The organism is Streptomyces sp. NPDC005706, assembly GCF_040631045.1.
Taxonomy (GTDB): domain Bacteria; phylum Actinomycetota; class Actinomycetes; order Streptomycetales; family Streptomycetaceae; genus Streptomyces.
The window spans coordinates 22541-47908 of the sequence record NZ_JBEXYS010000034.1 but is presented as its reverse complement, the minus strand read 5'-3'; the positions used below and the strand labels follow the sequence as shown (position 1 = coordinate 47908).

Below are 25368 nucleotides of genomic sequence, written 5' to 3'. Positions count from 1 at the left end.
GGCCCCCGCCGGGACTGCCATCCCAGTGCGAGGGCCTGACCAACGAGGAAGCGAACCCTTCCCCATGGCTGAGAAGAAGCCTAGCGCCGGCCTGCGATCGATTGCGGGAGTTCGGCGGTCCGCCACCCCCTCCGGTGTCACCCACGTACGCACGTACCAGTCCGGTCAGTACGTGGTCATCGGCAACCACCTCGCCCAGCACCGCGGCCTGTCGCTGACCGCCATCGGGCTGGCGACACACATCCTGTCGGTGCCTGAGGGTACCCCGGTCGACATCCGCAGCCTCACCGACCGCTTCCCCGAAGGCCGCGAGCGGATTGCCTGCGCGCTGCGGGAGTTGGAGGCGTACGGCTATCTGGAGCGGGTGCGCGAGCACACGGAGTCGGGCCGTCTGGTGACGCGGACGTACGCCCACCACACCCCTGCCGCGGCCGCCGTACCCAACGCCCCCCTGCGGGTCGCCCGCCGGCCCGCGGTGCCGCCTGCCCGTAGTGCCGACGCGCCGGTGAGCGGCGCGGAGGCCCAGGAGACGTCCCAGGAGGACGACCAACCCGCGGTCGTGCTGGACGCCCCCTGACCGAGGGCGGAGACGAACCCTTCGTCTGTCCCGCACCGCCCGCAGGGCCGTCTGCCGATGAGGCGCCCGTGCCGGCTTCTGCTGACCCGCACCACGCCAAGGCCGTCACCCTCCTCGCCGGCCTGCGCCGCTCCGACGACCGCCTCACCCTGTCCCAGCGGCAGGTGAACCGGCTCGCTCCCGCCGTCGCCGCGTGGTTCGCGGGCGGGGCCACGGACGCCGTCGTCCACCACGTCCTGACGGCCGACCTGCCCGTGGACATGCGTCACCCGGCCGGTGTGCTCGCCTACCGCCTCAGCGAACTGCTGCCCGCCCCGCTTCCCGCGAGGCCACCGGCCCCGCCCACGGCCGCGGAAGCCGCCCGGCGGCGGCCCGATCCGTTGCAGGACTGCGACGGCTGTGAACGTGCTTTCCGAGCACCGCACCCCGGCCGCTGCCGCGACTGCCGCTCCAAGCCGGCAGTGACCGCAGGGCTGTGGCGCGCCGCCTGAGCCGAGGAGGCCGCCGTGAGCACCCATGCACCGCCCATGCCCGGCACGCTGTGTGCATGCCATGATCGGGCGCATGAGTGAGCACGCTGGGTACGCGGGGATCGTCTACTGGCGGCGGAGTCTGTGGAACGGGGCGCGGTGCGTGCCCGTGGTGCTGAGTCTGGTGCCGGACGAGTTGCGTGCCCAGGACCGGGACGGGCAGGTCGTCTTCCGGGGCGATCCCCGGAAGGCCGACGGGCGGCTGACCCGGCTCGGCACTCTGGTGATCAATGTCGAGGGGAAGCGGTACGCGCTGGTCGGACGGGGCAGTGACCTCTCGCCCGCGCCGACTTCCGGGCAGCACGCGGCCGTCAGCGGCTTCCGGCCTCCGTCGGACGTGTCCGGAGGTGCGTTCGACCAGATCATGAACGGTGGCGCCATGGCTCGTATGCGCGCCTGGCACACCTGGCTCGGCGGAGCCGGCGCCCGCCTGCGCTGACCGGCGGCCGGCGGGAAGAGAACCGCCGCCGCCTTCGAGGTCCGCCGCATCCGGCAGGGGCCGGACAGGGGGATCACCAGTGGGCTCCTCGTCCTGTGACCTTCCCCGAGGCGGGACGGGGAGCCCGTCCGACGCCGTCGTCCACGAGTCACCCCCCTCGCCGTCAACAGGTGCGAAATCCTGATGAGTTGAGTGACGAGCGGCTGTTAGGGTGCGCCGATGTCAACGATCAGGCAGATCCAGGTCACCTTCGACTGCGCGGAACCCGAGCGCGTCGCCCGCTTCTGGTGCGAGGTGCTGGGGTACGTCGTACCGCCGCCGCCGGAAGGTTTCGCCACCTGGGACGAGTACGGCCGTTCGCTGCCGCCCGAGGAGCGGGGCTCGTGGTTCGCGTGCGTCGATCCCTCGGGTGCGGGCCCGCGGCTGTACTTCCAGCGCGTTCCCGAGGGCAAGGTCGTCAAGAACCGGGTGCATCTGGACGTGCGGGCCGGTATCGGGCTCGTCGGTGAGGAGCGCCTCGCCACGCTCAAGGCCGAGTGCGCACGGCTGGTCGCGCTCGGCGCGGTCTGCGTGCGTGTGCTGGTCGCCGACGAGGAGAACGAGTCGTGCATCGTGATGCAGGACGTCGAGGGCAACGAGTTCTGTCTCGACTGAGCGTCCCCGGGGCCCGTCCCCGGGCCCACGGCGCCGACGGCCCGTCGGCAAAGGTGGCTCCGGGGCGGGCGTAGCGTAGAAGGCATGACGAAGTACGGATCTTTTCCCGGTACGCGTCCCCGGCGGCTGCGGACCTCGCCCGTCATGCGGCGCATGGTCGCCGAGACGCGACTGCACCCCGCCGACTTCATCCTGCCGGCCTTCATCCGCGAGGGCGTCGGCGAGCCGGTGCCGGTCTCGGCCATGCCCGGGGTCGTCCAGCACACCCGCGACAGCCTGCGGAAGGCCGCGGTGGAGGCGGTGGAGGCCGGGGTCTCCGGGATCATGCTGTTCGGTGTGCCGGAGGACGACAAGAAGGACGCCCAGGGCACGGTCGGCACCGACCCGGACGGCATCCTCCAGGTCGCGCTGCGCGATGTGCGGGCCGAGGTGGGCGACGACCTGCTCGTCATGTCCGACCTGTGCCTGGACGAGTTCACCGATCACGGCCACTGCGGGGTGCTCGACGCCGAGGGGCGGGTCGACAACGACGCCACGCTCGAGCGGTACGCCGAGATGGCCCAGGTGCAGGCCGACGCGGGCGCCCACGTCGTCGGGCCCAGCGGGATGATGGACGGCCAGATCGGCGTCGTCCGGGACGCGCTCGACCAGATCGGCCGGGAGGACGTCGCGATCCTCGCCTACACCGCCAAGTACTCCTCCGCCTTCTACGGCCCCTTCCGCGAGGCCGTCGGCTCCTCGCTCCAGGGCGACCGCAAAACGTACCAGCAGGACCCCGCCAACTGGCGCGAGTCCCTGCGGGAGCTGGAGCTGGACCTCGCCGAGGGCGCCGACATGGTCATGGTCAAGCCGGCCGGACCGTACCTCGACATCGTCGCCCGGGTCGCCGACGCCGTGGACGTGCCCGTCGCCGCCTACCAGATCTCCGGCGAGTACTCGATGGTCGAGGCCGCCGCCGAGAAGGGCTGGATCGACCGGGACCGCGCCATCCTGGAGACCCTGACCGGCATCAAGCGGGCCGGGGCGCGGACCATCCTCACCTACTGGGCGACCGAAGTGGCGCGAAAGCTGCGCTGAGGGACACGGTTGGAGATCGTTCCGGTACCGAAACGGCGGCGGCCCGGCTGCGGTGTGCTGTCGTTTCGGCAACGGAACGAGCTCGGTTCCGCGAACGTTCGGTGATGGTCCCGCCGACACTCCATGATCATGGGGCATTCTGTCCTGAAAACGATGTTTGAAGCCCGTCCCGTCACACATCTCCGCCGTGTATGACGCGCTCCTGCCAGCCCCTTAATCTCTGCGCCTGGCCTGATCCATTTCCGGGATGGGCTGAACGTCGATCCCTGGGGGGATGTCATGAGCTGGTTCCTCGCCGCACTCAAGAAGTACGCCGTCTTCAGCGGGCGCGCGCGCCGCAAGGAGTTCTGGCTGTTCTCGCTGTTCGCGTACCTGATCTACATCGTGCTGGGCGGCATCGGCGCCGCGACCAAGACGCCGGCCCTGATCGCCGTCGCCGGCATCGTCGTCCTCGCGCTCCTGCTGCCGGCCTGGGGTGTCACGGTGCGCCGTCTGCACGACACGGGCCGCTCCGGCTGGTGGATCCTCTTCGGCGTCATCCCGCTCGCCGGCCCCATCACCCTGCTGGTCTTCTACTGCCTGGACAGCGAGGCCGGCGCCAACAAGTACGGCCCGAACCCGAAGGAAGCCCCGGCGCTCGTCTGACGCCCCGCCCGCGGCACCCGTGCCGCGCCTTCGGCACACGCCGTCCCGAGGCCGCCCGGCCAGCGTTGTCCGGGCGGCCTCAGACATGTGCGGCAGAGCTCACCGGGGGACGCCGGGGGTCAGTCCCACCAGAAGGTCCAGCTCGGCTCGTCGACGAGGTTATTGGCGTAGGCGCGCAGGCCACCCGGACCGCCCTGGGTGATGTTGTCCGGGCAGAAGGCGAAGTGCTCCGCCGCCAGGGCCTCGGCGTCGGCCAGGGTGCTCGGTGGAGCGGCCACCGACAGCACCAGGACGTCGAAGCCGAGGGCTACGACGCGTATGCCGAAGCGGTCCTCCCAGGAGCGCAGGACCGCGCACAGGCGCGCCACGTCGTTCTCGTGGTTGAGGGGCCCCGCCCAGCCGATGGCGGCCGGGATGTCGGCGGAGCGCCGGGCCGGGACGAGGGCCAGGCGGGTGTCCTTGAGCCACGTCCCCCCGGCCAGGGAATCGGCCACCTGCGCGGCCCTCGTGCCCGGGTCGGCGCTGAGCACGCCGGCCGGGGCGAGGCCCGGCCACGCGGCCCCGAACGGCTCCAGCAGCGCGGCCAGTTCCTCGTCGAACCCGGCCTCCGGCTCGGCGTCGGGGCCGTCATCCGCCCCTTCGTCGCCCCAGTACTCCGCGAGGACCTCCTCCGGGTCGTGGTCACCGGGGTAGGACATGTCACCGGGCATCAGCTCCCAGTCGTCCGGTCCGCCCTGGGTGCCGCCCAGCTCCACGAGGACCGGCAGCAGACCCGCCCGAGAGGCGGGCGCGCCCAGCGCGGCCCAGGTGCCGGGCGCGGCCTGCTTCTCCGCGTGCCACAGCAGGGGCTCGTGCCAGGGGCCGTCGTCCGTCGCGTCGACCAGCCTGCCGGGCGGGAGCCGAAGTCCGAGGGAACGTCCGCTGGGATCGGTCGCCAGGGTCGGCAGCGTGTTGGGAAGAGTCGCCATGTCAGTGACTCTAGGAGCAGCCACTGACAACGCCGCTGACCAGCAGGGTCACTTGAGGGACGAGGTGAAGGCGGCCCACGTCGCGGGGGAGAGGCGCAGCATGGGCCCGTCGGCGGCGGGCCGCTGCTTGGAGTCGCGGATGTGGATCGCCTGGGGGGAGGCGGCCACTTCGAGGCACTGGCCGCCCTCGCTGCTGCTGTAGGACGACTTGAACCACTGAAGCGTGGTGTTCATTGCTCTCCTAGCAGACGGTCCAGCAGGCTTCTTGAGTCCTCGACGGTGAGGGCCTGAGTCCGCAGCATCGCATACTTGCGCGCCAGGATGGACACCTCGTCAGGGTCGGAAACCCACTGGCTGCCGCGTTGGGATTCGGTGTAGGCCAAGTGCTGGTGATCGGGTGTCTCCAGAAGCGTGAAGGGGCCTGCGTCGCCCGCGTGTGGTGCGAGTTCGCCGCTCCCTAGATGGCGTAGGCCCCGGTGACCGGCCTCTCGTGGTCGCGCGCGTGCGGGGTGAGGGCCACGAATCCCGCCCCGCGCACCTCGGTGTGCGGGCCCAGGTCGAAGGGGCTCACCCCCAGCCGCTGGGCCAGGTCCGGTGCGAGGTAGGGGGCGAGGTCCGCCCACTCCTCGTCGTCCTCCTCGCCGGCGCGGGCGTCGCCCGGCACCGCGACGCCTTCTTCCGCCGCCGCGTCGCGCTCCTCCGGCAGCAGGCCGCCCAGCGCGAACCGCGCGTCGTCGTTCCTCCCGGTGGCGCTGAGGCGGCGTACGGCGTTCCCGTTCTCGGCGACGAGCCAGCCCGAACCGCCACCCTGCTCGCCGAAGCAGTAGGCCTGGGCCCGCCCGTGGCGGCGGCTCAGTTCCTCGGTGATTCGCAGCACGTCGTCCGCGCGCCGCGGGTCGACGGGGTTGCACCAGGGGCCGAGCACCAGCGTCCACCCGTCCACTCGCGGGGTGACGTAGACCCTGCCGTATTCGGCGCCGTCGTGGCTGTCGTGCACGCCGACGCTGCGGCCCAGCGCGAAAGTGGCGGGCCTGACCTCGAAGAGACCGAGCACTTCGGTGATCGCTCGCTGGTCGCCGCCGGGGACGGCGATCCAGGACGTGAAGCAGGTGTCCAGGGGCTGGGCCCGGTCGTCGAGCAGTTTGACGCGGATCAGCCGCTCCACGGCGGCACGGTCCGCCGCCGACAGGGCCTCCTCGCCGTCGACGGCCGCGAGCACGGACAGCGCGGCCGGCCGAAGCCGCCCCGGCCCCCGGGCGCGCACGCGCCGCAGCGGACCCACCACCGCCGGGCCCAGCGTGCTCAGCACCCACCGCACCCACTGAGCCACTCCGTCGTCCGGATCGGCGAGCAGCGGAATCAGGGCGTCGATCACCCGGTCGTGGTACACGGCCGGATCCGGCTTCCTGCCGTGGGCCTCCGAGCACGCGGACTGGATGCCCCGGGCGGCGAACTCGCGTACCGGGGCGCAGGGATGCTTCAGGGCTTCGACGTAGCGGTCGACCGTACCGAACGACGAGAACACGCGGCCGAGGCGGCGGCGCGACTCCTCGTCCGGTGCCGAGGCCAGAGCGGCCAGCACCTCGTCGTAGGCGTGCTCGGTCATCTACTCGACCGGCAGCCTCTCTGCCGCACCGCGCGCTCCGGCGGGATCCGTGGGCGTCGCCGCCTTCACCACATGCCGTCCAGGACCTCGTCGAGGAGGCGGTTCCACTCGGTGTCCTCATCGCCCAGCGGGGTGGGGTCCACGGCGGTGACGGCCTGGCGGAACTCGTGGGCGTGCTCCTCCGCCTCGTCCTCGTCCTCGGCGTAGGCGTCGACCAGCCTGCGGAAGGCGCACAGCGTGAAGACGAGCGATTCGACGTCGCGGTGGAGCAACCGCCCTTCCTCTTCGCCCTCGGGGTAGGAGTGGACGCTTCCCGACACCGGGTCGAGGACCACCAGACCCGTGACGAGATACCCGAGCACCACCCAGCCGCGCTGTTCCGGAGGGCATGCGCTGCCCCGCTCGTCGAAGAGGGGACCGAGTTCCGTCGGGGTGGGGGAGGCGTTCTCCGGCTCGGCGCGTGAGACGAACGTGTTGTCGGTGGGCAGGCCCACGCAGGCGAGGAACTCCGCCGTGGGCGGGTGCAGTCCGCCGTCCGTGACCTGCGGGAAGTAGTTGACGCCGTCCAGGCCGAACAGCCGGATGAGCTCTTCGCCACTCACTGCGTACTTCATGTCCGGCACGCTACCGTGCCTCACTTCTTGCCGAGGAGCCGCTCCAGGTTCTGCCGGTAGGTGCGGTGCTGCTTGTCCTGCGTCGACGGGTCGCTCTGGTCGTAGTCGGCGGTGTGCGTGACATCCGTGCCGGGGAAGAACGCGTCGAGCCAGCGCTCGCAGCGGGGACTCTTCTGGCAGGGCGCTCTCTCGGTGAACGCCTCCCTGAGTCCGCCTGCGTTCCCGGTGTGCAGCAGGGGGTGCCCCAGAGCGCGCTCCGAGTGGAATCCGTTGCCGCTCCGTGCGACGAGGATCATCTCCCGGCCGCTCTGCGGGTCGATGTACCGGCCTGCCGCGTAGTTCCTGCCCTTGTAGTAGTCGTGCGCCTTGCGGGCCAGTTGGGTCGCCTGCGCCAGGTCGCTCGTGGCGGGATCGATCTTCCGCGACGTCACCTTGCCCTCGTGGCCGGAGGGGGTCTGCCACTTCTCGCGCTCGGACTTCGTGCTGGGCCGCCACACCGTGCCGTTCGGGGCGATGTTCGCGAGGTTCATCCGGTCCTCGGCGTCGTGTCCGGCGGTGCCCTTCGCCGGTATGGTGCCGTCCGGCATCAGCCGGTCGACGGAACCGTCGGCGTTCAGGACGTACATCCTGGGGTTGCCGTGCTCGTCGCGTCCCTTGTGGGTCTCGATCGCCTTGACCCGGTCCCCGATGTCCAGGTCGTTGCCCTTGTGGATGCGGGAGGTCGCCTTCACGCGGTCCGGGACGGTCTCGGTGAGGTGTTTGGCGACCTTGCCGAGGGCTTTCTCGGAGCCCTTCAGGGCGCCGTGGAGCATGGAGTCGAAGACCTGGGTGAAGGGGTCGCGGCCCTTGGTGCGGTTGAAGGCGCCCTTGGCGCGGCCGAGGGGTGAGGAGCTGACCAGGTGGAGGTCGCTGCCGTGGGCGGAGAGCTTGCCGGCACCGAACTCGAACTCGTCGTGGTCGATGAAGAGGTCCGAGCCCGAACCCGAACCGCCGCCGGCCGAGGCGAGTTCCATGCCGCCCGGGCCGCCCGCGGACGCGAGCTGCATGCCGCCGTGGCCGGGGCCGTGACCGCCGCTGCCGCCGCCGGGGGTACCGGGGGCGCTCGGCGCCGGGGGCAGGGAGAAGGCGTCGTCGACCATGTTCAGGACCGCGTCCTCGATCATCGCCTCCAGCTTGGCGTTGACCGGCGCGGTGACCCGGGCGATCAGCTCGTCGACGATCCGGTCGGCCGCCTCGTCGATGATGCGCTTGATGAGCTGGCGCATGGCCGCCGTCTCCGCCGCGCCGATGACCGCGGACAGACCGCCGGTGACCACCGCCAGGCCCAGGGAGATGCCCAGGGAGCCCGCCATGATGGCGAGTTCGGCCTCGGCCTTGGTCTTCATCCCGAAGATGATGTCCGCGACGACGTCACAGGCGTCGGCGAACAGCCGTGCCAGCTCGGGGATCTTGTCCAGGTGGCCGGCCTTCACCTGCGCCCAGTGCTTCTGCATCGACTCGACGGCCCAGCCCTGCGACGAGGAGATGATGCGTTCCACCGTCTTGTGGGCGTCCGCCCCGTGCCCCTCGAACTTGTCGGCGAAGTCCCGCATGGCGTCGGCCATCTCGCGGTAGTCGTCCTCGTCGACGTTCGGGAAGTTGATGCCGATGAAGTCCAGGACCTCGTCGAGCCAACCCGGAATCGTGTAACCCATCCCCCGTGACGCCCCCTCATCTCGTCGTATGAGTGCGAAAAGAGTAAGCGGCGGCGGGTGCTGGGGCGCAAGACGGCGGCGCGTTCTATGGCACGACTGTGACGGGCGGCCCGCCACCCCGTCTCAGACAGGGCGGAGGGTCACCAGGGATTCGTCCGTGCCGATGTGCACGAGACCCGCGGGCGTCACGGCGAGCGCGTGGACGGGGGGTCCGGGACGGAAGGCGCGGACCGTGCCGTCGTCCAGATGGTGGTGTTCCACCAGGCCGTCCGCCCAGCCGATGGCCAGCACCGGCCCGGCGTCCGTCGCCCCGGCCGCCAGGGCCGTCACCGGGCACGAGCGCGACCGGACGGGCGAGGGCAGGGGGTCCGCGCCCGGGCCCCAGGCGCGCACCGTGCCGTCCGCGCCGCCGCTGTAGACCAGGGGGACGCCCGGGGCGCCGGTCTCCGTGGCCGGCAGACGCAGGGCCGCCAGGGCGGTCACCGCGGCCCGGTGCGGTGCCGCGGTGTGCGACCGCGGCTCCGCCTCACCGTCCGGCTGTACGAACGCGTGCACTTCGCCGCTGCCGTCCGCCACGGCGAGCAGCCCCCCGGCGCTGGACAAGGCCGTCGACGGGCCCGGCAGTTGAGCCGCCAACGCCGTGAGCAGTCGTTCCACCGGCGTCGGGCCGTCGTCCAGCAGGGCCGTGAGGCCGGACGGGCCCGGCGCGGAGGGCGCCCGCAGGCCGCGTACGGCACCCAGCGCGTCCAGGACGAGCGCCGTTCCGTCGGGCATCGCGGCCAGCGCGCGCGGCTGCCGCACGGTTTCCGGCAGGCGGCCGGCCGGTGCGGCGTCCGCCTCGTTCAGCAGGCGGACCGTGCCCTGGTGATCGGCGACGACGGTCTTCCCGGCGAGTTCCCCGGGACCGGCCGCGAGGGCGCGGGCCGGGCCCGGCCACGGCGGCCGGACGTCGCCGCGCACCCGGCGCCAGACGACCTGCCAGCCGGTGCCCCCGGACAGTTGGGCGAGGCTGCCCGGAAGCCTCGGGTCGGCGTCGTCGCCAAGGGCCGACAGGAGGACCAGGGCGCGCATGGCGGGGCTCGTCCCCTCGTGCGTCAGCGAGGCCCCCGCGCGCATCCAGGCCACGCGCAGTCCGCCGTGCCCGTGCCCGGAGCGCTCGTACCGGCGGGACACCTGCCAGGGGTCGGCGGCGCAGACCGCGGCGGGGTCGTCCAGGTCGACGGGCGGGGACTGCGGTCCCGCTTCGTGCCCGGCGGGCCGGGCCGCGGGCCGCCGCGCCGCCCACACCGCGTACCGCTCCGGATCGGTCCACCGCGGCTCGTCCAGGTTCAGCACCGCCGGACGCGTGGCCGGCAGGCCGCGTGCGGGCTCGCTTCCGTCGCGCGCCTCCACGACCAGGCGGACGTGGTCCAGTCTCAGCAGCTCCAGGACGAGTTCCGTGACCGTCGCCGGGTCGTCGGCCGCGTGCAGGTCCGGCAGGACCAGCACGGTACGGCGGCCGTCGGCGGCCAGCGCGTCGACCAGTTCGCCCGGTGTGCGGGCGGCCAGCAGCAGTTGCCCGGCCAGGGTCCAGGTGGCCGTGAGCGCGCTCTCCCCGGCCAGCGGGACGAAGCCGTGCACCCGGCGTTCCGGACGCCCGCCCGGCCGGGTGCCGTGCCCCACCAGCCAGGCCAGCAGGGTCGACTTGCCGCAGCCCGCGCCCCCGGTGACCAGGCACAGCCGCGGTGCGTCCGGGTCCGCCAGCCAGGCCAGCAGCGCGGCGGCGGCCGGTTCGCGTCCCGCCGCCGGGCGTCCCCACTTCTCCTCGGTCACGAGCCCTCCCCCGTCCGCCGCGCCGTCAGCCGCGGTCCGCCCGCTCGGCGGCGTACGTGATCAGCTCCTTGAGGCCCGCCTCCCGCGACTCGGCGGTGGAACCGTAGTCGAAGCTGTGGGTGAACTCCGCGTGCGGGAAGGTCGCCTGGAGCCACACGGCGCAGTAGTGGCCCGGCATCACGCAGGGTTCCAGTTCGCAGTAGACGCGCCGCACCTGCTCCGGCGCGATCCCCTCGGCGCGCAGGCGCTGCCAGAGCAGCTCCTCGGGGTGCGCACGGCCCGGCCCGGTCGCGTCCGTGACGATCTGCTTGGCACCGGACGCGTCGACGTACTCGAAGGCCGACGAGAACGGGAAGTTGAGCGTGTGCCGCACGTCGTCCAGCACCCTCGGCCACCAGCTCTCGCGGTCCTCGAAGGCGGCCGCGTCGATCCGCCTGAGCTCGGCGTTGAGTTCACGGAACGCGGCGGCGGCCACCGGCAGACCGGTCGACGCGGCGATCACCGGCAGGCGCCGGTCCAGCGCCACCAGCGAGGCGTTGAAGGCCTCCACACCGGAGCTGACGAACATGTCGTCCGCCCCGATCTCCAGGAACACCGCCTGCACCGCGCCGTCCGGCCGCACGCACAGGTGGGCCAGCGGATCGGTGCCGACGCGGAGCCAGTTCTCCTGCCCGGCGGGCGCGCGGAGCCCCCGGTGCCCGGCGGTCATGCCCAGAGTCGGTCCGTCGGTGCTGTCCGCCGCGGTGAAGTACGGCGCCACGTGCAGCGGAACCCCGGTGGTGGCGAGGGCCGCGGCCGCCGCGTCGGGGAGCTGGATGCCGTACGAGGCGGGCACCGTGAACCGGCGCATGCCGTCCTCGCCGAAGTGGGCCGTGGCCGGACCGGGGACTCGCTCGGACATCGGGCTCCCTGGAGTCTGTGGAGATCTGTGCGGTGGAGACGGGTCTCCACAGACTCTACGGGGTGCCGGTCAGAGCTTCTCGGGCGTCCTGATACCCAGCAGGGCCATGCCCTGGTGCAGGGTGCGGGCCGTCACGTCGCACAGGAAGAGGCGGTTCTCCACCAGTTGCGGCGTCTCGGCCTTCAGCACCGGGCACTTGTCGTAGAACGACGTGTAGTGCGACGCCAACTGGTACAGATACGCGGTCAGCTTGTGCGGGGCGTACTCCGTGGCCGCCTCCCGCACCGTCTCCGCGAACGCGTCGGCGTGCAGGCCCAGCGCGCGCTCGGCCTCCGCCAGTTCCAGCCCGGGGTGCGCGGCCGGGCGGACCTCGCCGGCCTTGCGCAGGATGGACTGGATACGGGCGTACGCGTACTGCAGGTACACGCTGGTGTCGCCGTTGAGCGAGACCATCTGGTCCAGATCGAACTTGTAGTCCCGGATCGCCGACGTCGACAGGTCCGCGTACTTCACCGCGCCGATGCCCACCTGGGCGCCCCGCTCGGCGATCTCCCGCTCGGAGAGGTCCTGGGCCTTCTCGCGGACCACGGCCGAGGCGCGCTCGATCGCCTCGTCCAGCAGGTCCACCAGCCGTACCGTCTCGCCCTCACGCGTCTTGAACGGCTTGCCGTCCTTGCCGAGGACCGTGCCGAACGCGAGCTGCTGCGCCTTGACGTCCTCGTTGAGCCAGCCGGCCCGGCGGGCGGTCTCGAAGACCATCCGGAAGTGCAGCGCCTGGCGGGCGTCGACGACGTACAGCAGCGTGTCCGCCTTCAGGTTGAACACGCGGTCGCGGATCGCGGAGAGGTCGGTCGCCGCATAGCCGTAGCCACCGTCCGACTTCTGCACGATCAGCGGGACCGGGTTGCCGTCCGGGCCCTTGATGTCGTCGAAGAAGACGCACAGCGCGCCCTCCGAGCGGACCGCGACACCGGACTCCTCCAGGAGCCGGCAGGTCTCCGCGAGCATGTCGTTGTAACCGGACTCGCCGACGATGTCGGCGTCGCGGATCTCCATGTCCAGCTTCTCGAAGACGGAGAAGAAGTAGATCTTCGACTCGTCCACGAACTTCTGCCACATGGCGAGGGTCTTCGGATCGCCCGCCTGGAGGTCGACCACCCGGCGCCGGGCCCGCGTCTTGAACTCCGCGTCGGAGTCGAACAGCCTGCGCGCGGCCTTGTAGAGGCGGTCGAGGTTCGACATCGCCTCCTCGCCGGTCACCTGGGCGTCCTTGTGGTCCAGCTCGTGCGGGTGCTCCTCCAGGTACTGGATGAGCATGCCGAACTGGGTGCCCCAGTCGCCGATGTGGTGGCGCCGGACCACGCTCTCGCCCGCGAACTCCAGCAGCTGGACGACCGCGTCGCCGATCACCGCGGAACGCAGGTGACCGACGTGCATCTCCTTCGCCACGTTCGGCTGGGCGTAGTCGATCACCGTCGTGCCCGGGTTCGCGGCGTGCGGCACGCCGAGGCGGCCGGTGTCGTCCGCGTACCGCGCGGCCAGGTTCGAGGTGATCGCCCGGTCGGAGACCGTGATGTTCAGGAAGCCGGGTCCGGAGACCTCGATGTTTTTGATCACGTCACCCGACTCGACCCCGGAGACGACCTGGGCCGCCAGCTCCCGCGGGTTGGCCTTGGCCTTCTTGGCGAGCGCCAGGATCCCGTTGGCCTGGAAGTCCGCCCGGTCGCTTCGTCGCAGCAGCGGGTCCGCGCCGGCGGCCTCCGGCAGGGTGGCCGAGAGGGCGGACGCGAGGCGCTGCTGGACGGAATCGCTGAGGGACGTGACCGAGGCCATAGGAAGGGGTGCCGTTCTCCTCGTGGGGATGGATAGACCCGGCCAGTATCCCATGGGGGGCAAAGGGGTTTTCCCGGTCGCGAGGCGGTCTGGGAGAATGGGACGGTCACCCCGTTCAAGAAGCGTTCAGAAAGAAGGACGTGCCGATCGTGGCTCAGAGCACCGAGACCGCCGACTGGGTCTCCCGTTTCGCGGACGACGTCATCGAGGAGTCGGAGCGACGGGCCCCCGGCAAACCGGTGGTCGTCGCGTCCGGTCTTTCCCCGTCCGGTCCGATCCACCTCGGCAACCTGCGCGAGGTCATGACCCCGCACCTGGTCGCCGACGAGATCCGCCGCCGCGGCCGCCAGGTCCGGCACCTGATCTCCTGGGACGACTACGACCGGTACCGCAAGGTCCCGGCCGGGATCGCGGGCGTCGACGAGTCCTGGGCCGAGCACATCGGCAAGCCGCTGACCTCGGTGCCGGCGCCGAAGGGGTCGGCGTACCCGAACTGGGCGGAGCACTTCAAGGCCGCGATGATCGCCTCGCTGGCCGAGCTGGGCGTGGAGTTCGACGGGATCAGCCAGACGGAGCAGTACACCTCCGGTGTCTACCGCGAGCAGATCCTGCACGCCATGAAGCACCGCGGTGACATCGACGCCATCCTCGACCAGTACCGGACGAAGAAGGCCCCCGCCAAGAAGCAGCAGCAGAAGGCGGTGGACGAGGCCGAACTGGAGGCCGAGGAGGGCTCGGGCGCCGCCGCCGAGGACGACGGCAGTTCCGGCACCGCCGGCTACTTCCCGTACAAGCCGTACTGCGGCAACTGCGAGAAGGACCTGACGACCGTCACCTCCTATGACGACGACAGCACCGAGCTGGCGTACACCTGCACCGCCTGCGGCTTCACCGAGACGGTCCGGCTGAGCGAGTTCAACCGCGGCAAGCTGGTCTGGAAGGTCGACTGGCCGATGCGCTGGGCGTACGAGGGCGTCGTCTTCGAGCCGAGCGGCGTCGACCACTCGTCCCCGGGGTCCAGCTTCCAGGTGGGCGGGCAGATCGTCGGGATCTTCGGCGGCAAGCAGCCCATCGGCCCGATGTACGCCTTCGTCGGCATCTCCGGCATGGCGAAGATGTCGTCCTCGCGCGGCGGCGTGCCCACCCCGGCCGACGCGCTGCAGATCATGGAGCCGCAGATCCTGCGCTGGCTGTACGCCCGGCGCCGGCCGAACCAGTCCTTCAAGATCGCCTTCGACCAGGAGATCCAGCGGCTCTACGACGAGTGGGACAAGCTGGCGGGCAAGGTCGCCGACGGCTCCGCGCTCCCCGGTGACGTCGCCGCGTACACGCGGGCCGTGGGCACGGCCGCCGCCGAGCTGCCGCGGACCGCGCGTCCGCTGCCGTACCGCACGCTCGCGTCCGTCGCCGACATCACCGCCGGGCACGAGGACCAGGCGCTGCGCATCCTCAGCGAGCTGGACCCCGAGCAGCCGCTGGGCTCGCTGGACGACGCGCGGCCCCGGTACGACAAGGCCGAGGCGTGGATCAACACCCACGTCCCCGCCGACCAGCGCACCATCGTCCGCGCCGAGCCCGACGCCGAACTGCTGAAGTCCCTCGACGAGGCCTCCCAGCAGTCGGTGCGGCTGCTGCTCGACGGGCTCGCCGAGCACTGGTCGCTGGACGGGCTGACCCACCTCGTCTACGGCGTGCCCAAGGTGCAGGCCGGATTCGCGGCCGACGCCACGCCAAAGGAACTGCCGCCGGAGATCAAGACCGCCCAGCGGACGTTCTTCGCCCTGCTGTACCACCTGCTGGTCGGCCGGGACACCGGGCCGCGACTGCCCACGCTGCTGCTCGCCGTGGGCCAGGAGCGGGTGCGGGCCCTGCTCGGGGAGTAGGGAAGCGGACACGGAAGAGGGGCCCTCGTGACGAGGGCCCCTCTTCCGTGTCGTCGCGCGCCGCCGTCAGGCGATGTGGTCCTCCTCCATCTCCGCCGTGTGGCGCTGCTGGAAGCGTTCCGCGAGCTCCTTCAGGGTGCTGGGGCTCAGCGTGTTGCCGTACGTCGCCTCGATGTTGTCACCGAGCACGCGGGGCGTGGGGTAGCTGCCGTCGATCGACTGGCGGAAGACCTGGTAGTACGCGTCCTCGTCCGGCTCCGGGGGGCCACCGCCCTCGCCGAGCTCGCGGGTGCGGTTGGGGCCCACCGGGATCGGGAAGCTGCCGGTCTCCTCGGGGGAGGGCTGCTGGAACTGCTCCACCGGCTGCTCGTCGTACCAGCCCTCGTACTCCTCCTCCGGGACGTACTGGGGGTCCGGGACGGGGTTGTACGCGGGGTCGTAGCCGCCGTGGTAATCCACCTCGCGCGGAGTGTGGAACCAGGGGCTCTCCTCGTCCACCGGGGGCTCGGGGTGCGGCTGCCCGGCAGGTGACGCCTGCCGCGGGACGGGCGCCGGCACGGCGGCACGGCCGCCCGCCGCCGCGGCGGCGGGAGCGGTCAACTGCGGCTGGGGCTGCGGAGCCGGCGGTATGAGCAGCGGCTCGATGCCCGCCGCCGCCAGACCCGCCGGGGCCGTCTCCGCGAGCGGGACGCCGTAGCGGGCCAGGCGCAGCGGCATCAGCGACTCGACCGGGGCCTTGCGGCGCCAGGCGCGGCCGAACCGGGAGCGCAGCCGGGCCTGGTAGACCAGGCGCTCCTGCTCCAGCTTGATCACCTGGTCGTAGGAGCGCAGCTCCCACAGCTTCATGCGGCGCCAGAGCAGGAACGTGGGCAGCGGGGAGAGCAGCCAGCGGGTGATGCGGACGCCCTCCATGTGCTTGTCCGCCGTGATGTCCGCGATCCGGCCGATGGCGTGCCGGGCCGCCTCGACGGCGACCACGAAGAGGATCGGGATCACCGCGTGCATGCCCGTGCCCAGCGGATCCGGCCAGGCGGCGGCGCCGTTGAAGGCGATCGTCGCCGCCGTCAGCAGCCACGCCGTCTGACGCAGCAGCGGGAAGGGGATGCGGATCCAGGTCAGCAGCAGGTCCAGGGCGAGCAGGACGCAGATGCCCGCGTCGATGCCGATCGGGAACACATAGGAGAAGTTCCCGAAGCCCTTCTTCAAGGCCAGCTCACGGACGGCCGCGTAGGAACCGGCGAAGCCGATGCCGGCGATGATCAGCGCGCCGGACACGACCACGCCGATGAGTATGCGGTGCATCCGAGTCAGCTGCATTGGCGCGGCCACTCGTCATCCCCTCCCCTTGCGTGTTCTTGCGCGCAACAGAGTGGCACACGTGTGCGGCGCACGTGACCCGGGTCAGCCCTTCTTCGCGGCCGACCTGGACGGAGAAGCGCTGGACGAGGGCGACTTGGACGCCTGCTTCGAGGGCGACTTCGACGCGGACTTGGACGGGGAGGCGGTCCCGCCCGAGGACGCGCCGGAACCGGAACCTCCGTTGTTGGCCGCCGAGACGGACGCGACGGCCTCCTTGACGGCCTTCTGCGCGTCCTTCGCCAGGTCGTCCGCGCTCGGGGTCTTCTCGCCCGCGAGACCGGCGCCGTTGTAGTCGAGCGTGACGACGACGTTCTCGATCCGTGCGACCACCGTCTGCTGCTTGAAGGTGCCTTCCTTCTTCTTCAGGTCGTAGCGCACCAGCGTCGCCTCGGCGCCCGTCCCGGCGACCGGCTCCGTCCTGGTGTTCTTCGCGCCGGAGACGCTCTTGGCGTCCTCGACCTGCTGAGCGAGGTAGGCGTGCGCCTGCTTGTCGCCGGAGCCCCGGCCGGAATCCGACTCGAAGCGCAGCATGGAGACGTTCAGCCAGCGGAACTGCGAGCCCTTGACCCCGTTGTTGTCCAGGCTGTTCCAGGAACAGGAGGAACGGGACGCGGTGTCGTCGCTGCTGCCCTCCTTGCCCGCCTTGGCGCCCTTCGGCACCAGACCGGTCAGGGTCTTCTTCGACAGCACCGAGCACGGCTCGGGGAGCTTGTGGTACGCGGCGGGCCGCACGGTCGGGGACGCGCTCGCCGAAGGCTTCGCCGAACCACTGCCGGCGGTCGGCGCCGCGCTCTCCCCGCCCTTGTCCGTGGAGCCGTCCGAGTCCGAGGAGCAGGCGGCGGTGATCAGCACCGCGGGAACGGCCGCTGCGCAGACAAGGGCGCGGCGCAGACGCTTGGCTCGCTGGTCATGGGCACGGTCGTTTCGCTGAGCTGCTCGCTGCATGGTTCCTTCACTCGTGACACTCGGTGTTCGTGCGGGTTCCTGCGGGGCCCCACGGTACGCGGTGAGGGAGCTGTGCGGTTTCCCTTCACGCGCTTTGCGGGCGGTGCCGCGCAAGCCCGCCGGGGCCGTCATCCGCCGAGCGCGTCAGCCAGTTGGGAGGCCAGATTCCGGGCCCTGTCCTGCAGTTCCTTGCTGTCCGGGACCGCTCCCGTCGCCATCGGCTGCTCCTCGTACTCGATGGTGACGACGACGTTGGACGTGCGGAACACCACAGTCACCGTCCGCTGTTCGGCCGTCGAACCGGAGGTGTTGAGCTGGTCGTCCAGATACGCCTCGTCACCGAGATCGGGCAGCACCCGGGGCTGCAGCTCGGCCGGCGGGGCGCCGGCGGCGCCGGAGGAGGAGTCCGCGGCGGACCCGGAGGGGGACTCCGGGGCGGACGGGGACGCGTCGTCGCCCGTGCTCGCCGTGGGGCCGGGCGTCGTGGGGGTGGCGGAGGCGGGGGCGCTCGGCTCGGGCAGGTCGGCGGCCGTCTGCTGTTCGAGGAACAGCTTCTGCGCCTGGTCGTCGTCGCTCACCGCGTTGTCGTAGGACACCACGCGCTCGAAGTCGACCGCGAGCCGGTCGGTCGCGGCACCGGACGACGCCTTCCAACGGCAGCCCACCTTGCGGTCGGTGTTGTAGGTGAGCGTCGCCTCGCCCTGGTAGGCCTTCTCCCGCTGGTCCTGGTCGGTGATCTGCCCGATGCCCGGCAGCAGGGTGTCGAGGGCGTCGTGGTCGATCGCGCCGCAGGGCTCGGGGAGGCTGCGGTACTTGCCGGGCTGGGCGGCGGGCGTGGCCGTACCGGCGTTGCCGGGGTTGGCGTTGTCGGTGGGGCCGTCGTCCCCGGAACCGCTCGTGCAGCCGGCCAGCAGCGCCACGAGGAGGGCGGCGGTGCCGGTCATATACGCCTTCCGCTGCACGGTCGGGCTCCTCTCGACGGTCTCTGCTCGCTGGGCGGTCCAGTGTCCCCGCTGGTTATTCGCTTGCCGCCGCGGGGCGCTCCCTGGAGACAATGTGTACCGCACGCACTGCCGTGAACGACGGTCCCCTGTCCTTTTTCGTAGACCTTGTCGCCGCTTTTGCGTTTTGCTGTTCTTAAGTCTTTTGTTGTTGTTTTCGGGGGAATGAGGAACCCATGTCGTACGTGGAGATGCCGGGCGCGAAGGTGCCGATCCGGATGTGGACCGACCCGGCGACGGTGGAGGACGTGGCCCTGCGCCAGCTCCAGAACGTCGCCACCCTGCCGTGGATCAAGGGCCTGGCCGTGATGCCGGACGTCCACTACGGCAAGGGCGCGACCGTCGGCTCGGTCATCGCGATGCGGGGCGCGGTGTGCCCGGCCGCGGTGGGCGTGGACATCGGCTGCGGGATGTCGGCGGTGCGGACCTCGCTGACCGCGAACGACCTGCCGGGCGACCTGTCCCGGCTGCGGTCGAAGATCGAGCAGGCGATTCCGGTGGGGCGGGGGATGCATGACGAGCCCGTGGAGCCGGGAGAGTTCCACGGGCTGGCCACGTCGGGCTGGGGCGAGTTCTGGGGACGGTTCGGAGGGGTCGCGGAGGCGGTGCGGTTCCGTCAGGAGCGAGCGGTCAAGCAGATGGGAACGCTCGGCGGCGGCAACCACTTTGTGGAAGTCTGTACCGACACCGACGGCGCCGTCTGGCTGATGCTGCACTCCGGCTCCCGCAACATCGGCAAGGAACTCGCCGAGCACCACATCGGCGTGGCCCAGCGACTCCCGCACAACCAGGGCCTGGTCGACCGCGACCTCGCCGTCTTCGTCTCGGACACCCCGCAGATGGCGGCCTACCGCAACGACCTGTTCTGGGCGCAGGAGTACGCGAAGTACAACCGCACGCTGATGATGGCGCTCCTGAAGGACGTGATCCGCAAGGAGTTCAAGAAGGCGAAGCCGGTCTTCGAGCCGGAGATCTCCTGCCACCACAACTACGTGGCGGAGGAGCGGTACGAGGGCATGGACCTGCTGGTCACCCGCAAGGGCGCCATCCGGGCCGGCTCCGGCGAGTACGGGATCATCCCGGGCTCGATGGGCACCGGTTCCTACATCGTGAAGGGCCTCGGCAACGACCGGTCCTTCAATTCCGCCTCGCACGGCGCGGGCCGGCGGATGAGCCGAAACGCGGCCAAGCGCCGGTTCTCCACCAAGGACCTGGAGGACCAGACCCGGGGTGTGGAGTGCCGCAAGGACTCCGGTGTGGTGGACGAGATCCCGGGGGCCTACAAGTCGATCGACCAGGTCATCGACCAGCAGCGGGACCTCGTCGAGGTCGTGGCCAAGCTGAAGCAGGTCGTCTGCGTGAAGGGCTGACGCCCGCTCAGGAACGCGTCCGGGCCAGTGCTCCGCCGCCGGTGGCGACGGCGCCGACCGGGGTGGGGGCGGGGAACGGTGCCGTGTCCTGGTGGCAGGTCGTGCCGGGCGGGGGGAGTGTGCCGTCGATCAGGTAGTGGCTCTCGTATCTGGCGACGCAGGCGCTGGGGTTGGTCAGCGCGGTGTGGCCGTAGCCGTCGAGAGTGAGCAGCCGGGCGTCGGCCAGTTCCCCGGCCATGGCGCGCGCGCCCGCGTAGGGGGTGGCGGGGTCGTAGCGGGTGCCGACCAGCAGCAGCGGGTGGGCCGTCGGGCGGTTCCAGGGGCCGCTGTAGCGGTCGGCCGCGACGGCCGGCCAGGAGACGCAGCCCGCGGCGGCCCAGGTCCAGACGCGTCCGGCGTCGCCCGCCCGGGCCGCCGCCCGCTCCTCCAGGGCGTGGTAGGTGCCGGGCTCACGCGGGTTGGGGCTCTCGCCGCAGAGCACCGCGGCGGCCTGCTCGTCGCCCAGGTACGGATCCGGGTGCGGGACCGGCGGCGCGGCCGGGCGCTTCGCCTGCTCCGGGGCCCGGCCCTGCCAGAGGCGCTGCAGGGTGCCGGCGGCATCGGCCCAGCCGGGATCGACGACGTAGAGGTCGCTCACCACCTGCGCGGCGGTGCGGCCGTAGGTCCAGTCGCCCACGGGGTGCGTGCGCAGCCGCCGCATCAGCTCGTCGAACTTCTCCCGGGTGGCCTGCGCGCCGCCCGCGGAGAAGGCGCAGCGAGCGGTGGTGGTGCTCCCGCACAGGGTGAGGAACCGCTCCAGTACCTCGGCGGCGCTGCGGTCCGAACCCAGCCGCAGGAACGTCGTGTCCGGGGCGTCGCCGAGGGCGCCGTCCGCGTACGCCCGCGCGTCCACGTTGCTGTCGAGGGTCATGGCGCGGATCTTGCCGGGGAAGAGGTTGGCGTAGGTGGCGCCCAGGAACGTGCCGTAGGAGATGCCGAGGTAGGTCAGCCGCGGATCGCCCACCGCCTGCCGGAGCAGGTCGAGGTCCCGGGCGGAGTCCGCGGTGGACACATGGCGCAGCAGTTCGGGTTCGCGCCGCTCGCAGCGCCGGGCCAGGTCGCGGTACGCGGCGATCGTGTCCGCCCGCTCCTTCGCGCCGACCGGGACGCCGACCGGTTTGCCCTCCGTCCACGCGGTGGCCTCCTGCCGGGTGGCGAAGCAGTCGACGGCGGTGCTGCTGCCCACGCCGCGCGGGTCCCAGCTCACGATGTCGAACCGCTCCCGCACCTCGCGCGGGAAGAACTCGTAGAGCTGCGGCATCTGAACGGTGCCGGGGCCGCCGGGCCCGCCGGGGTTGAAGAAGAGGGTGCCGACGCGTCGTCCGGGGCCGGTGGCCCGGTGCCGGACGACGGCCAGTTCGACGGTGCGGCCGCCGGGGTCGTCGTAGTCGAGCGGCACCGTCGCGTTCGCGCAGTCGAACGGGCCGCCGGGGACGCAGGGTTGCCAGTCCAGGCGTGGGACGGGCGTGGTGGGGGCCGGCGGTCCGCCCGCCGCCACGCGGTCCGTTCCGGTCAGGACCGTCGAACAGGCCACCATCACCGCGACGACCGCGGTCCAGCACCTGCGCCCCGATATGACCCCGGCCATGTCCATGCCGTCTCCCTTCACGGCCGGGCGTCCGGTGCCGCTCACGCGACGGACTCCGGACGCCGGTGGCCGTCCGGCACCACGACATCGCGGGGCACGGCTGTGGGCCAGCCGGCCGCGTCCGAATGGCGGAACCGGTGCGGGGAGGGAGGCGGGCGCGGGCTACTTCGCGTGGCGCACGGCGTAGATCATGACGAACGCCACGAAGTGGATGCCGAAGAGGAAGTAGGCGAGGAAGTACCAGACCTGGCGTTCGTTCCTCGTCTCCTCGGCCAGCCGGCGCTTCTCGAGCGAGTCCTCGTCGGGCATCACGACTCCCTGTGGACCTTGGTGTTGGACGCCTGGGCGCGCGGGCGCAGTACGAGGAGGTCGACGTTGACGTGGCTGGGGCGGGTGACCGCCCAGGTGATGGTCTCCGCCACGTCGTCGGCGGTGAGGGGTTCGGCCACGCCCTCGTAGACCTTCGCCGCCCGGTCGGTGTCGCCGCCGAAGCGGGTCAGGGCGAACTCCTCGGTCTTCACCATGCCGGGTGCGATCTCCACGACGCGGACGGGCTTGCCGACGATCTCCAGGCGCAGCGTCTCGGCGAGGACGTGGGCGCCGTGCTTGGCGGCGACGTAGCCCGCGCCGCCCTCGTACGTGCCGTGGCCGGCGGTGGAGGACACCACGACCACCACTCCGTCGCCGCTCGCCTCCAGCCGGGGCAGCAGTGCCTGGGTGACGTTGAGGGTGCCGATGACGTTCGTCTCGTACATGGTGCGCCAGTCGGCCGGGTCGCCGCTGGCCACCGGGTCGGCGCCGAGGGCACCGCCGGCGTTGTTGACCAGGACGCCGATCGTCCGGAAGGCCGACGCGAACTCGTCGACCGCCGCGCGGTCGGTGACGTCGAGCTGGTAGGCGGCCGCCGAGTGTCCGGCCGTGTTCAGCTCCTCGGCCAGCGCCTCGATGCGGTCCTTGCGGCGGGCGGTGAGGACGACGCGGTAGCCGGCCCGGGCGAGCTGCCGGGCCGTGGCGGCGCCGATACCGCCGCTCGCACCGGTGACGACGGCGATGCGGGAGGCGGCGGACGGGGCTGCGGTGGCCATGGGCTGCTCCTGGGACTGCGTCGGGTCGGTTCCGTCCAGCCTAAGTGAGCCCTCAGGCGCCGTTCCGGGGCGCCCACATGATGACCGCCATCCCGGCCAGGCAGATCAGCGCGCCGGCGATGTCCCAGCGGTCGGGGCGGTAGCCGTCGGCGACCACGCCCCACAGGATCGAGCCGGCCACGAAGATCCCGCCGTAGGCGGCGAGGATGCGGCCGAAGTGGGCGTCCGGCTGGAACGTGGCGACGAACCCGTAGGCGCCGAGGGCGAGGACCCCGCCGGTGATCCAGAGCCAGCCGCGGTGTTCGCGCACCCCCTGCCAGACCAGCCAGGCGCCGCCGATCTCGAAGAGGGCGGCGACGACGAAGAGGGCGGCGGAGCGGAGGACCGGCATGACGGCAGCTTCGCACGCGGGTGCGGTGTCACCTGTTGGAGGGCGCCTGCCGGACCGTTTCCGTGGCATACATCCGTACGGCGGACACGAACGGTGAGCGCGAGGTGGGTCGGCATGCGGATGAGGTCGTGGGTGCTGGGTGCGTGCGGTGCCCTGGTGGTGGCCGGAAGCGGGGCGGGGCCGGCCGGGGCGGTGCCGGAGCCCGAGGCCGATCTGGCGCTGCACGGGAGCGCCGTGATGACCGGGGACCGGGTGGAGGTCTCCCTCGCCCCGCGCAACGACGGGCCGGCCGCGACGCCGGACGCGAGTGTGCTGCTGCGCTGGTCGGTGCCGCTGGCCGAGGTCCAGCGGCTGCCGCAGGGGTGCGCGCGCACGGACGAGCGCTCGGTGGTGTGCGGGATCGGCGCGCTGGCGGCGGACGCGGCGGGGGAGCGGCTCACGGTGTCGGTGCGGCTGAAGGGGCACCCGGACGAGGTGACGCTGGAGGTGGACACCGCCTGGCTCGGCGGCGCCGTCGACCGGGACCGGACGAACGACCGGCTGAAGGTGCTGGTCCTCGGCACCGGGGACGCGTACGCCTTCTGACACCGGGGAGGCGTGCCGCTTCTGGAACCGGGGGGCGTTCGCCTTCCGGGCGTCCGGGCCGGTGGTCGTACGATCACTGCACCACGCGGACGAAGGGGAGTGCGGCATGGCCGGGAAGGGGACCGGGCGGTCCGGGCTGCTGGCGGAGCTGTCCGTGGTGTCCCGGCGGTACATGGCCTCCTACGCCCTGTTCAACCAGGCCGTGGCCGACCGGATCGGGCTGCACCCCACCGATCTGCAGTGCCTGAACCTGCTCACGCTGGAGGAGGCGCCGGTCACCACGGGCCGGGTCGCGGAGCTGACGGGGCTGACCACCGGGTCGGCGACCCGGCTGGTGGACCGCCTGGAGCGGGCGGGGTACGTGGTGCGGCGGCGGGACGAGGTGGACCGGCGGCGGGTGCTGGTGGTGACGGTGCCGGAGCGGATCGCGGAGTTCGGGCGGATGTGGGACTCGCTGGCCGGTGACTGGTTCTCGCTCTTCGACGAGCTGGACGACACCGAGCTGGCGGTGATCGTGCAGCACATGGAGCGCACGGTGGACTTCGGCCGGGAGCAGGTCGCCCGGCTGCGCGAGGGGCGCGGCTGAGCCGGGCGGGCGGCGGCGGGGACCGGGGGGAATAGCGGCGGGCCGGGGACCGTTCCAGGGCTATAGTTGAACAGTCAACAATCTTGGAGGCCGGCCATGCAGTTCGGGATCTTCACCGTCGGCGACGTCACGCCGGACCCCACCACGGGGCGGACGCCGACCGAGCGCGAGCGGATCAAGGCCATGGTCGCCATCGCGCTCAAGGCCGAGGAGGTCGGGCTCGACGTCTTCGCCACCGGCGAGCACCACAACCCGCCGTTCGTCCCCTCGTCCCCGACGACGATGCTCGGCCACATAGCCGCGAAGACCGAGCGGCTCGTCCTGTCCACCTCCACCACCCTGATCACCACCAACGACCCGGTGAAGATCGCGGAGGACTTCGCGATGCTCCAGCACCTGGCCGACGGGCGCGTGGACCTGATGATGGGACGCGGCAACACCGGGCCGGTGTACCCGTGGTTCGGGAAGGACATCCGGCAGGGCATCGACCTCACCATCGAGAACTACGCCCTGCTGTACCGGCTGTGGCGCGAGGACGTCGTCGACTGGGAGGGCAAGTTCCGCACCCCGCTGCAGGGGTTCACCTCCACGCCGCGGCCCCTGGACGGCGTGCCGCCGTTCGTCTGGCACGGCTCGATCCGCTCGCCGGAGATCGCCGAGCAGGCCGCGTACTACGGCGACGGCTTCTTCCACAACAACATCTTCTGGCCCGCGGACCACACCAAGCGGATGGTCGAGCTGTACCGCAAGCGGTACGCCCACTACGGGCACGGCACCCCCGAGCAGGCGATCGTCGGACTCGGCGGCCAGGTGTTCATGCGCCACAACTCCCAGGACGCGGTACGGGAGTTCCGGCCGTACTTCGACAACGCGCCGGTGTACGGGCACGGTCCGTCGCTGGAGGACTTCACCGAGCAGACCCCGCTGACGGTGGGCTCGCCGCAGCAGGTGATCGAGAAGACGCTGTCCTTCCGCGAGTACGCCGGCGACTACCAGCGCCAGCTCTTCCTGATGGACCACGCGGGACTGCCGCTGAAGACGGTCCTGGAGCAGCTCGACATGCTGGGCGAGGAGGTCGTGCCGGTGCTGCGCGAGGAGTTCGCGAAGGGGCGCCCGGCGGACGTGCCCGAGGCGCCGACCCACCAGACCCTGCTCACCGCAAAGGAGGCGGCCACCGTATGAGCGA

At 71.7% G+C, this 25368-nt stretch carries 26 protein-coding genes and 1 pseudogene; 11 read left to right on the top strand and 16 right to left on the bottom strand.

Annotated features, from left to right (window positions below; all coding sequences use genetic code 11):
• The first annotated feature begins 64 nt into the window (after nucleotides 1-64).
• The 6 genes from ABZ478_RS33560 (at nucleotide 65) to ABZ478_RS33535 (ending at nucleotide 3922) form a co-directional block, all read left to right on the top strand.
• Entirely contained in the window at nucleotides 65-577 is a 513-nt protein-coding gene (locus ABZ478_RS33560) for a hypothetical protein (RefSeq protein WP_359555515.1), read from the top strand.
• Between the two features lie 68 nt (nucleotides 578-645).
• Nucleotides 646-1068, top strand: coding sequence for a hypothetical protein (locus ABZ478_RS33555; RefSeq protein ID WP_359555513.1), 423 nt, complete (start codon nucleotides 646-648; stop codon nucleotides 1066-1068).
• Between the two features lie 73 nt (nucleotides 1069-1141).
• A complete protein-coding gene (locus ABZ478_RS33550) occupies nucleotides 1142-1546 on the top strand; it encodes a hypothetical protein (protein ID WP_359555510.1) in 405 nt (134 codons plus the stop codon).
• Between the two features lie 219 nt (nucleotides 1547-1765).
• Nucleotides 1766-2200, top strand: coding sequence for a VOC family protein (locus ABZ478_RS33545; RefSeq protein ID WP_359555509.1), 435 nt, complete (start codon nucleotides 1766-1768; stop codon nucleotides 2198-2200).
• A gap of 84 nt (nucleotides 2201-2284) precedes the next feature.
• Nucleotides 2285-3277, top strand: a complete 993-nt coding sequence (hemB, locus tag ABZ478_RS33540) for a porphobilinogen synthase (RefSeq protein ID WP_359555507.1) — start codon at nucleotides 2285-2287, stop codon at nucleotides 3275-3277.
• A 279-nt stretch (nucleotides 3278-3556) separates the two neighbouring features.
• Nucleotides 3557-3922 carry a DUF805 domain-containing protein gene (locus tag ABZ478_RS33535; protein ID WP_359555504.1) on the top strand — a complete coding sequence of 122 codons (366 nt, stop codon included), beginning with the start codon at nucleotides 3557-3559 and terminating at the stop codon, nucleotides 3920-3922.
• A gap of 119 nt (nucleotides 3923-4041) precedes the next feature.
• Here the strand turns inward: ABZ478_RS33535 and ABZ478_RS33530 are convergent, their stop codons facing one another.
• From ABZ478_RS33530 to argS, 9 genes and pseudogenes are all read right to left on the bottom strand, one after another.
• Nucleotides 4042-4890, bottom strand: a complete 849-nt coding sequence (locus tag ABZ478_RS33530; RefSeq protein ID WP_359555501.1) for a DUF4253 domain-containing protein — start codon at nucleotides 4888-4890, stop codon at nucleotides 4042-4044.
• Between the two features lie 48 nt (nucleotides 4891-4938).
• On the bottom strand, nucleotides 4939-5124 hold the full coding sequence (locus ABZ478_RS33525; RefSeq protein ID WP_359555499.1) for a DUF397 domain-containing protein: 186 nt from the start codon (nucleotides 5122-5124) through the stop codon (nucleotides 4939-4941).
• A pseudogene (locus tag ABZ478_RS33520) lies at nucleotides 5121-5327 on the bottom strand (Scr1 family TA system antitoxin-like transcriptional regulator); the annotation flags it as partial. The pseudogene ABZ478_RS33520 and the gene ABZ478_RS33525, both read right to left, overlap by 4 nt.
• Nucleotides 5328-5347: 20 nt before the next feature.
• Complete coding sequence (locus ABZ478_RS33515; protein WP_359555496.1) at nucleotides 5348-6496, bottom strand: hypothetical protein; 1149 nt, start codon at nucleotides 6494-6496, stop codon at nucleotides 5348-5350.
• A gap of 65 nt (nucleotides 6497-6561) precedes the next feature.
• Nucleotides 6562-7110: an SUKH-4 family immunity protein gene (locus ABZ478_RS33510; protein WP_359555493.1), complete on the bottom strand. Its 549-nt coding sequence runs from the start codon at nucleotides 7108-7110 to the stop codon at nucleotides 6562-6564.
• 20 nt (nucleotides 7111-7130) lie between these two features.
• Nucleotides 7131-8804, bottom strand: a complete 1674-nt coding sequence (locus tag ABZ478_RS33505) for a nucleic acid/nucleotide deaminase domain-containing protein (RefSeq protein WP_359555492.1) — start codon at nucleotides 8802-8804, stop codon at nucleotides 7131-7133.
• A gap of 123 nt (nucleotides 8805-8927) precedes the next feature.
• Nucleotides 8928-10616 carry a hypothetical protein gene (locus ABZ478_RS33500; RefSeq protein ID WP_359555489.1) on the bottom strand — a complete coding sequence of 563 codons (1689 nt, stop codon included), beginning with the start codon at nucleotides 10614-10616 and terminating at the stop codon, nucleotides 8928-8930.
• A gap of 25 nt (nucleotides 10617-10641) precedes the next feature.
• Nucleotides 10642-11517, bottom strand: coding sequence for a nucleic acid/nucleotide deaminase domain-containing protein (locus ABZ478_RS33495; RefSeq protein WP_359555487.1), 876 nt, complete (start codon nucleotides 11515-11517; stop codon nucleotides 10642-10644).
• 69 nt (nucleotides 11518-11586) lie between these two features.
• Nucleotides 11587-13350, bottom strand: a complete 1764-nt coding sequence (gene argS, locus ABZ478_RS33490) for an arginine--tRNA ligase (protein ID WP_359555485.1) — start codon at nucleotides 13348-13350, stop codon at nucleotides 11587-11589.
• Nucleotides 13351-13490: 140 nt separating this feature from the next.
• On the opposite strand from argS, the gene lysS reads away from it, so the two are divergent.
• The gene (gene lysS / locus ABZ478_RS33485; RefSeq protein WP_359555483.1) at nucleotides 13491-15233 is read left to right on the top strand and encodes a lysine--tRNA ligase; all 1743 of its coding nucleotides are present in this window, start codon (nucleotides 13491-13493) and stop codon (nucleotides 15231-15233) included.
• A gap of 66 nt (nucleotides 15234-15299) precedes the next feature.
• Here the strand turns inward: lysS and ABZ478_RS33480 are convergent, their stop codons facing one another.
• The 3 genes from ABZ478_RS33480 to ABZ478_RS33470 form a co-directional block, all read right to left on the bottom strand.
• A complete protein-coding gene (locus ABZ478_RS33480; protein WP_359555481.1) occupies nucleotides 15300-16535 on the bottom strand; it encodes a DUF2637 domain-containing protein in 1236 nt (411 codons plus the stop codon).
• Nucleotides 16536-16634: 99 nt separating this feature from the next.
• Nucleotides 16635-17537: a DUF3558 family protein gene (locus tag ABZ478_RS33475; RefSeq protein ID WP_359555478.1), complete on the bottom strand. Its 903-nt coding sequence runs from the start codon at nucleotides 17535-17537 to the stop codon at nucleotides 16635-16637.
• A 128-nt stretch (nucleotides 17538-17665) separates the two neighbouring features.
• Nucleotides 17666-18499, bottom strand: a complete 834-nt coding sequence (locus ABZ478_RS33470) for a DUF3558 domain-containing protein (RefSeq protein ID WP_359555475.1) — start codon at nucleotides 18497-18499, stop codon at nucleotides 17666-17668.
• Between the two features lie 215 nt (nucleotides 18500-18714).
• Between ABZ478_RS33470 and ABZ478_RS33465 the strand changes: the two genes are divergently transcribed.
• On the top strand, nucleotides 18715-19908 hold the full coding sequence (locus tag ABZ478_RS33465; protein WP_359555473.1) for an RtcB family protein: 1194 nt from the start codon (nucleotides 18715-18717) through the stop codon (nucleotides 19906-19908).
• Between the two features lie 7 nt (nucleotides 19909-19915).
• Here ABZ478_RS33465 and ABZ478_RS33460 read toward each other — a convergent pair whose 3' ends face one another.
• The 4 genes from ABZ478_RS33460 to ABZ478_RS33445 form a co-directional block, all read right to left on the bottom strand.
• Nucleotides 19916-21580, bottom strand: a complete 1665-nt coding sequence (locus ABZ478_RS33460; RefSeq protein WP_359555470.1) for an alpha/beta fold hydrolase — start codon at nucleotides 21578-21580, stop codon at nucleotides 19916-19918.
• A 117-nt stretch (nucleotides 21581-21697) separates the two neighbouring features.
• The gene (locus tag ABZ478_RS33455; RefSeq protein WP_358928494.1) at nucleotides 21698-21844 is read right to left on the bottom strand and encodes a hypothetical protein; all 147 of its coding nucleotides are present in this window, start codon (nucleotides 21842-21844) and stop codon (nucleotides 21698-21700) included.
• Complete coding sequence (locus tag ABZ478_RS33450) at nucleotides 21844-22620, bottom strand: SDR family NAD(P)-dependent oxidoreductase (RefSeq protein WP_359555468.1); 777 nt, start codon at nucleotides 22618-22620, stop codon at nucleotides 21844-21846. Before ABZ478_RS33450 ends, ABZ478_RS33455 begins: the two co-directional genes overlap by 1 nt.
• A gap of 52 nt (nucleotides 22621-22672) precedes the next feature.
• A complete protein-coding gene (locus ABZ478_RS33445; protein WP_359555465.1) occupies nucleotides 22673-23011 on the bottom strand; it encodes a YnfA family protein in 339 nt (112 codons plus the stop codon).
• Between the two features lie 114 nt (nucleotides 23012-23125).
• On the opposite strand from ABZ478_RS33445, the gene ABZ478_RS33440 reads away from it, so the two are divergent.
• The 3 genes from ABZ478_RS33440 to ABZ478_RS33430 all read left to right on the top strand — a co-directional run bounded on the left by ABZ478_RS33440 (nucleotide 23126) and on the right by ABZ478_RS33430 (nucleotide 25364).
• On the top strand, nucleotides 23126-23596 hold the full coding sequence (locus tag ABZ478_RS33440; RefSeq protein WP_359555463.1) for a hypothetical protein: 471 nt from the start codon (nucleotides 23126-23128) through the stop codon (nucleotides 23594-23596).
• Nucleotides 23597-23702: 106 nt separating this feature from the next.
• Complete coding sequence (locus ABZ478_RS33435) at nucleotides 23703-24182, top strand: MarR family transcriptional regulator (protein ID WP_359555461.1); 480 nt, start codon at nucleotides 23703-23705, stop codon at nucleotides 24180-24182.
• Between the two features lie 96 nt (nucleotides 24183-24278).
• Nucleotides 24279-25364 carry an LLM class flavin-dependent oxidoreductase gene (locus ABZ478_RS33430; RefSeq protein WP_359555458.1) on the top strand — a complete coding sequence of 362 codons (1086 nt, stop codon included), beginning with the start codon at nucleotides 24279-24281 and terminating at the stop codon, nucleotides 25362-25364.
• The last annotated feature ends 4 nt before the right edge of the window (nucleotides 25365-25368 follow it).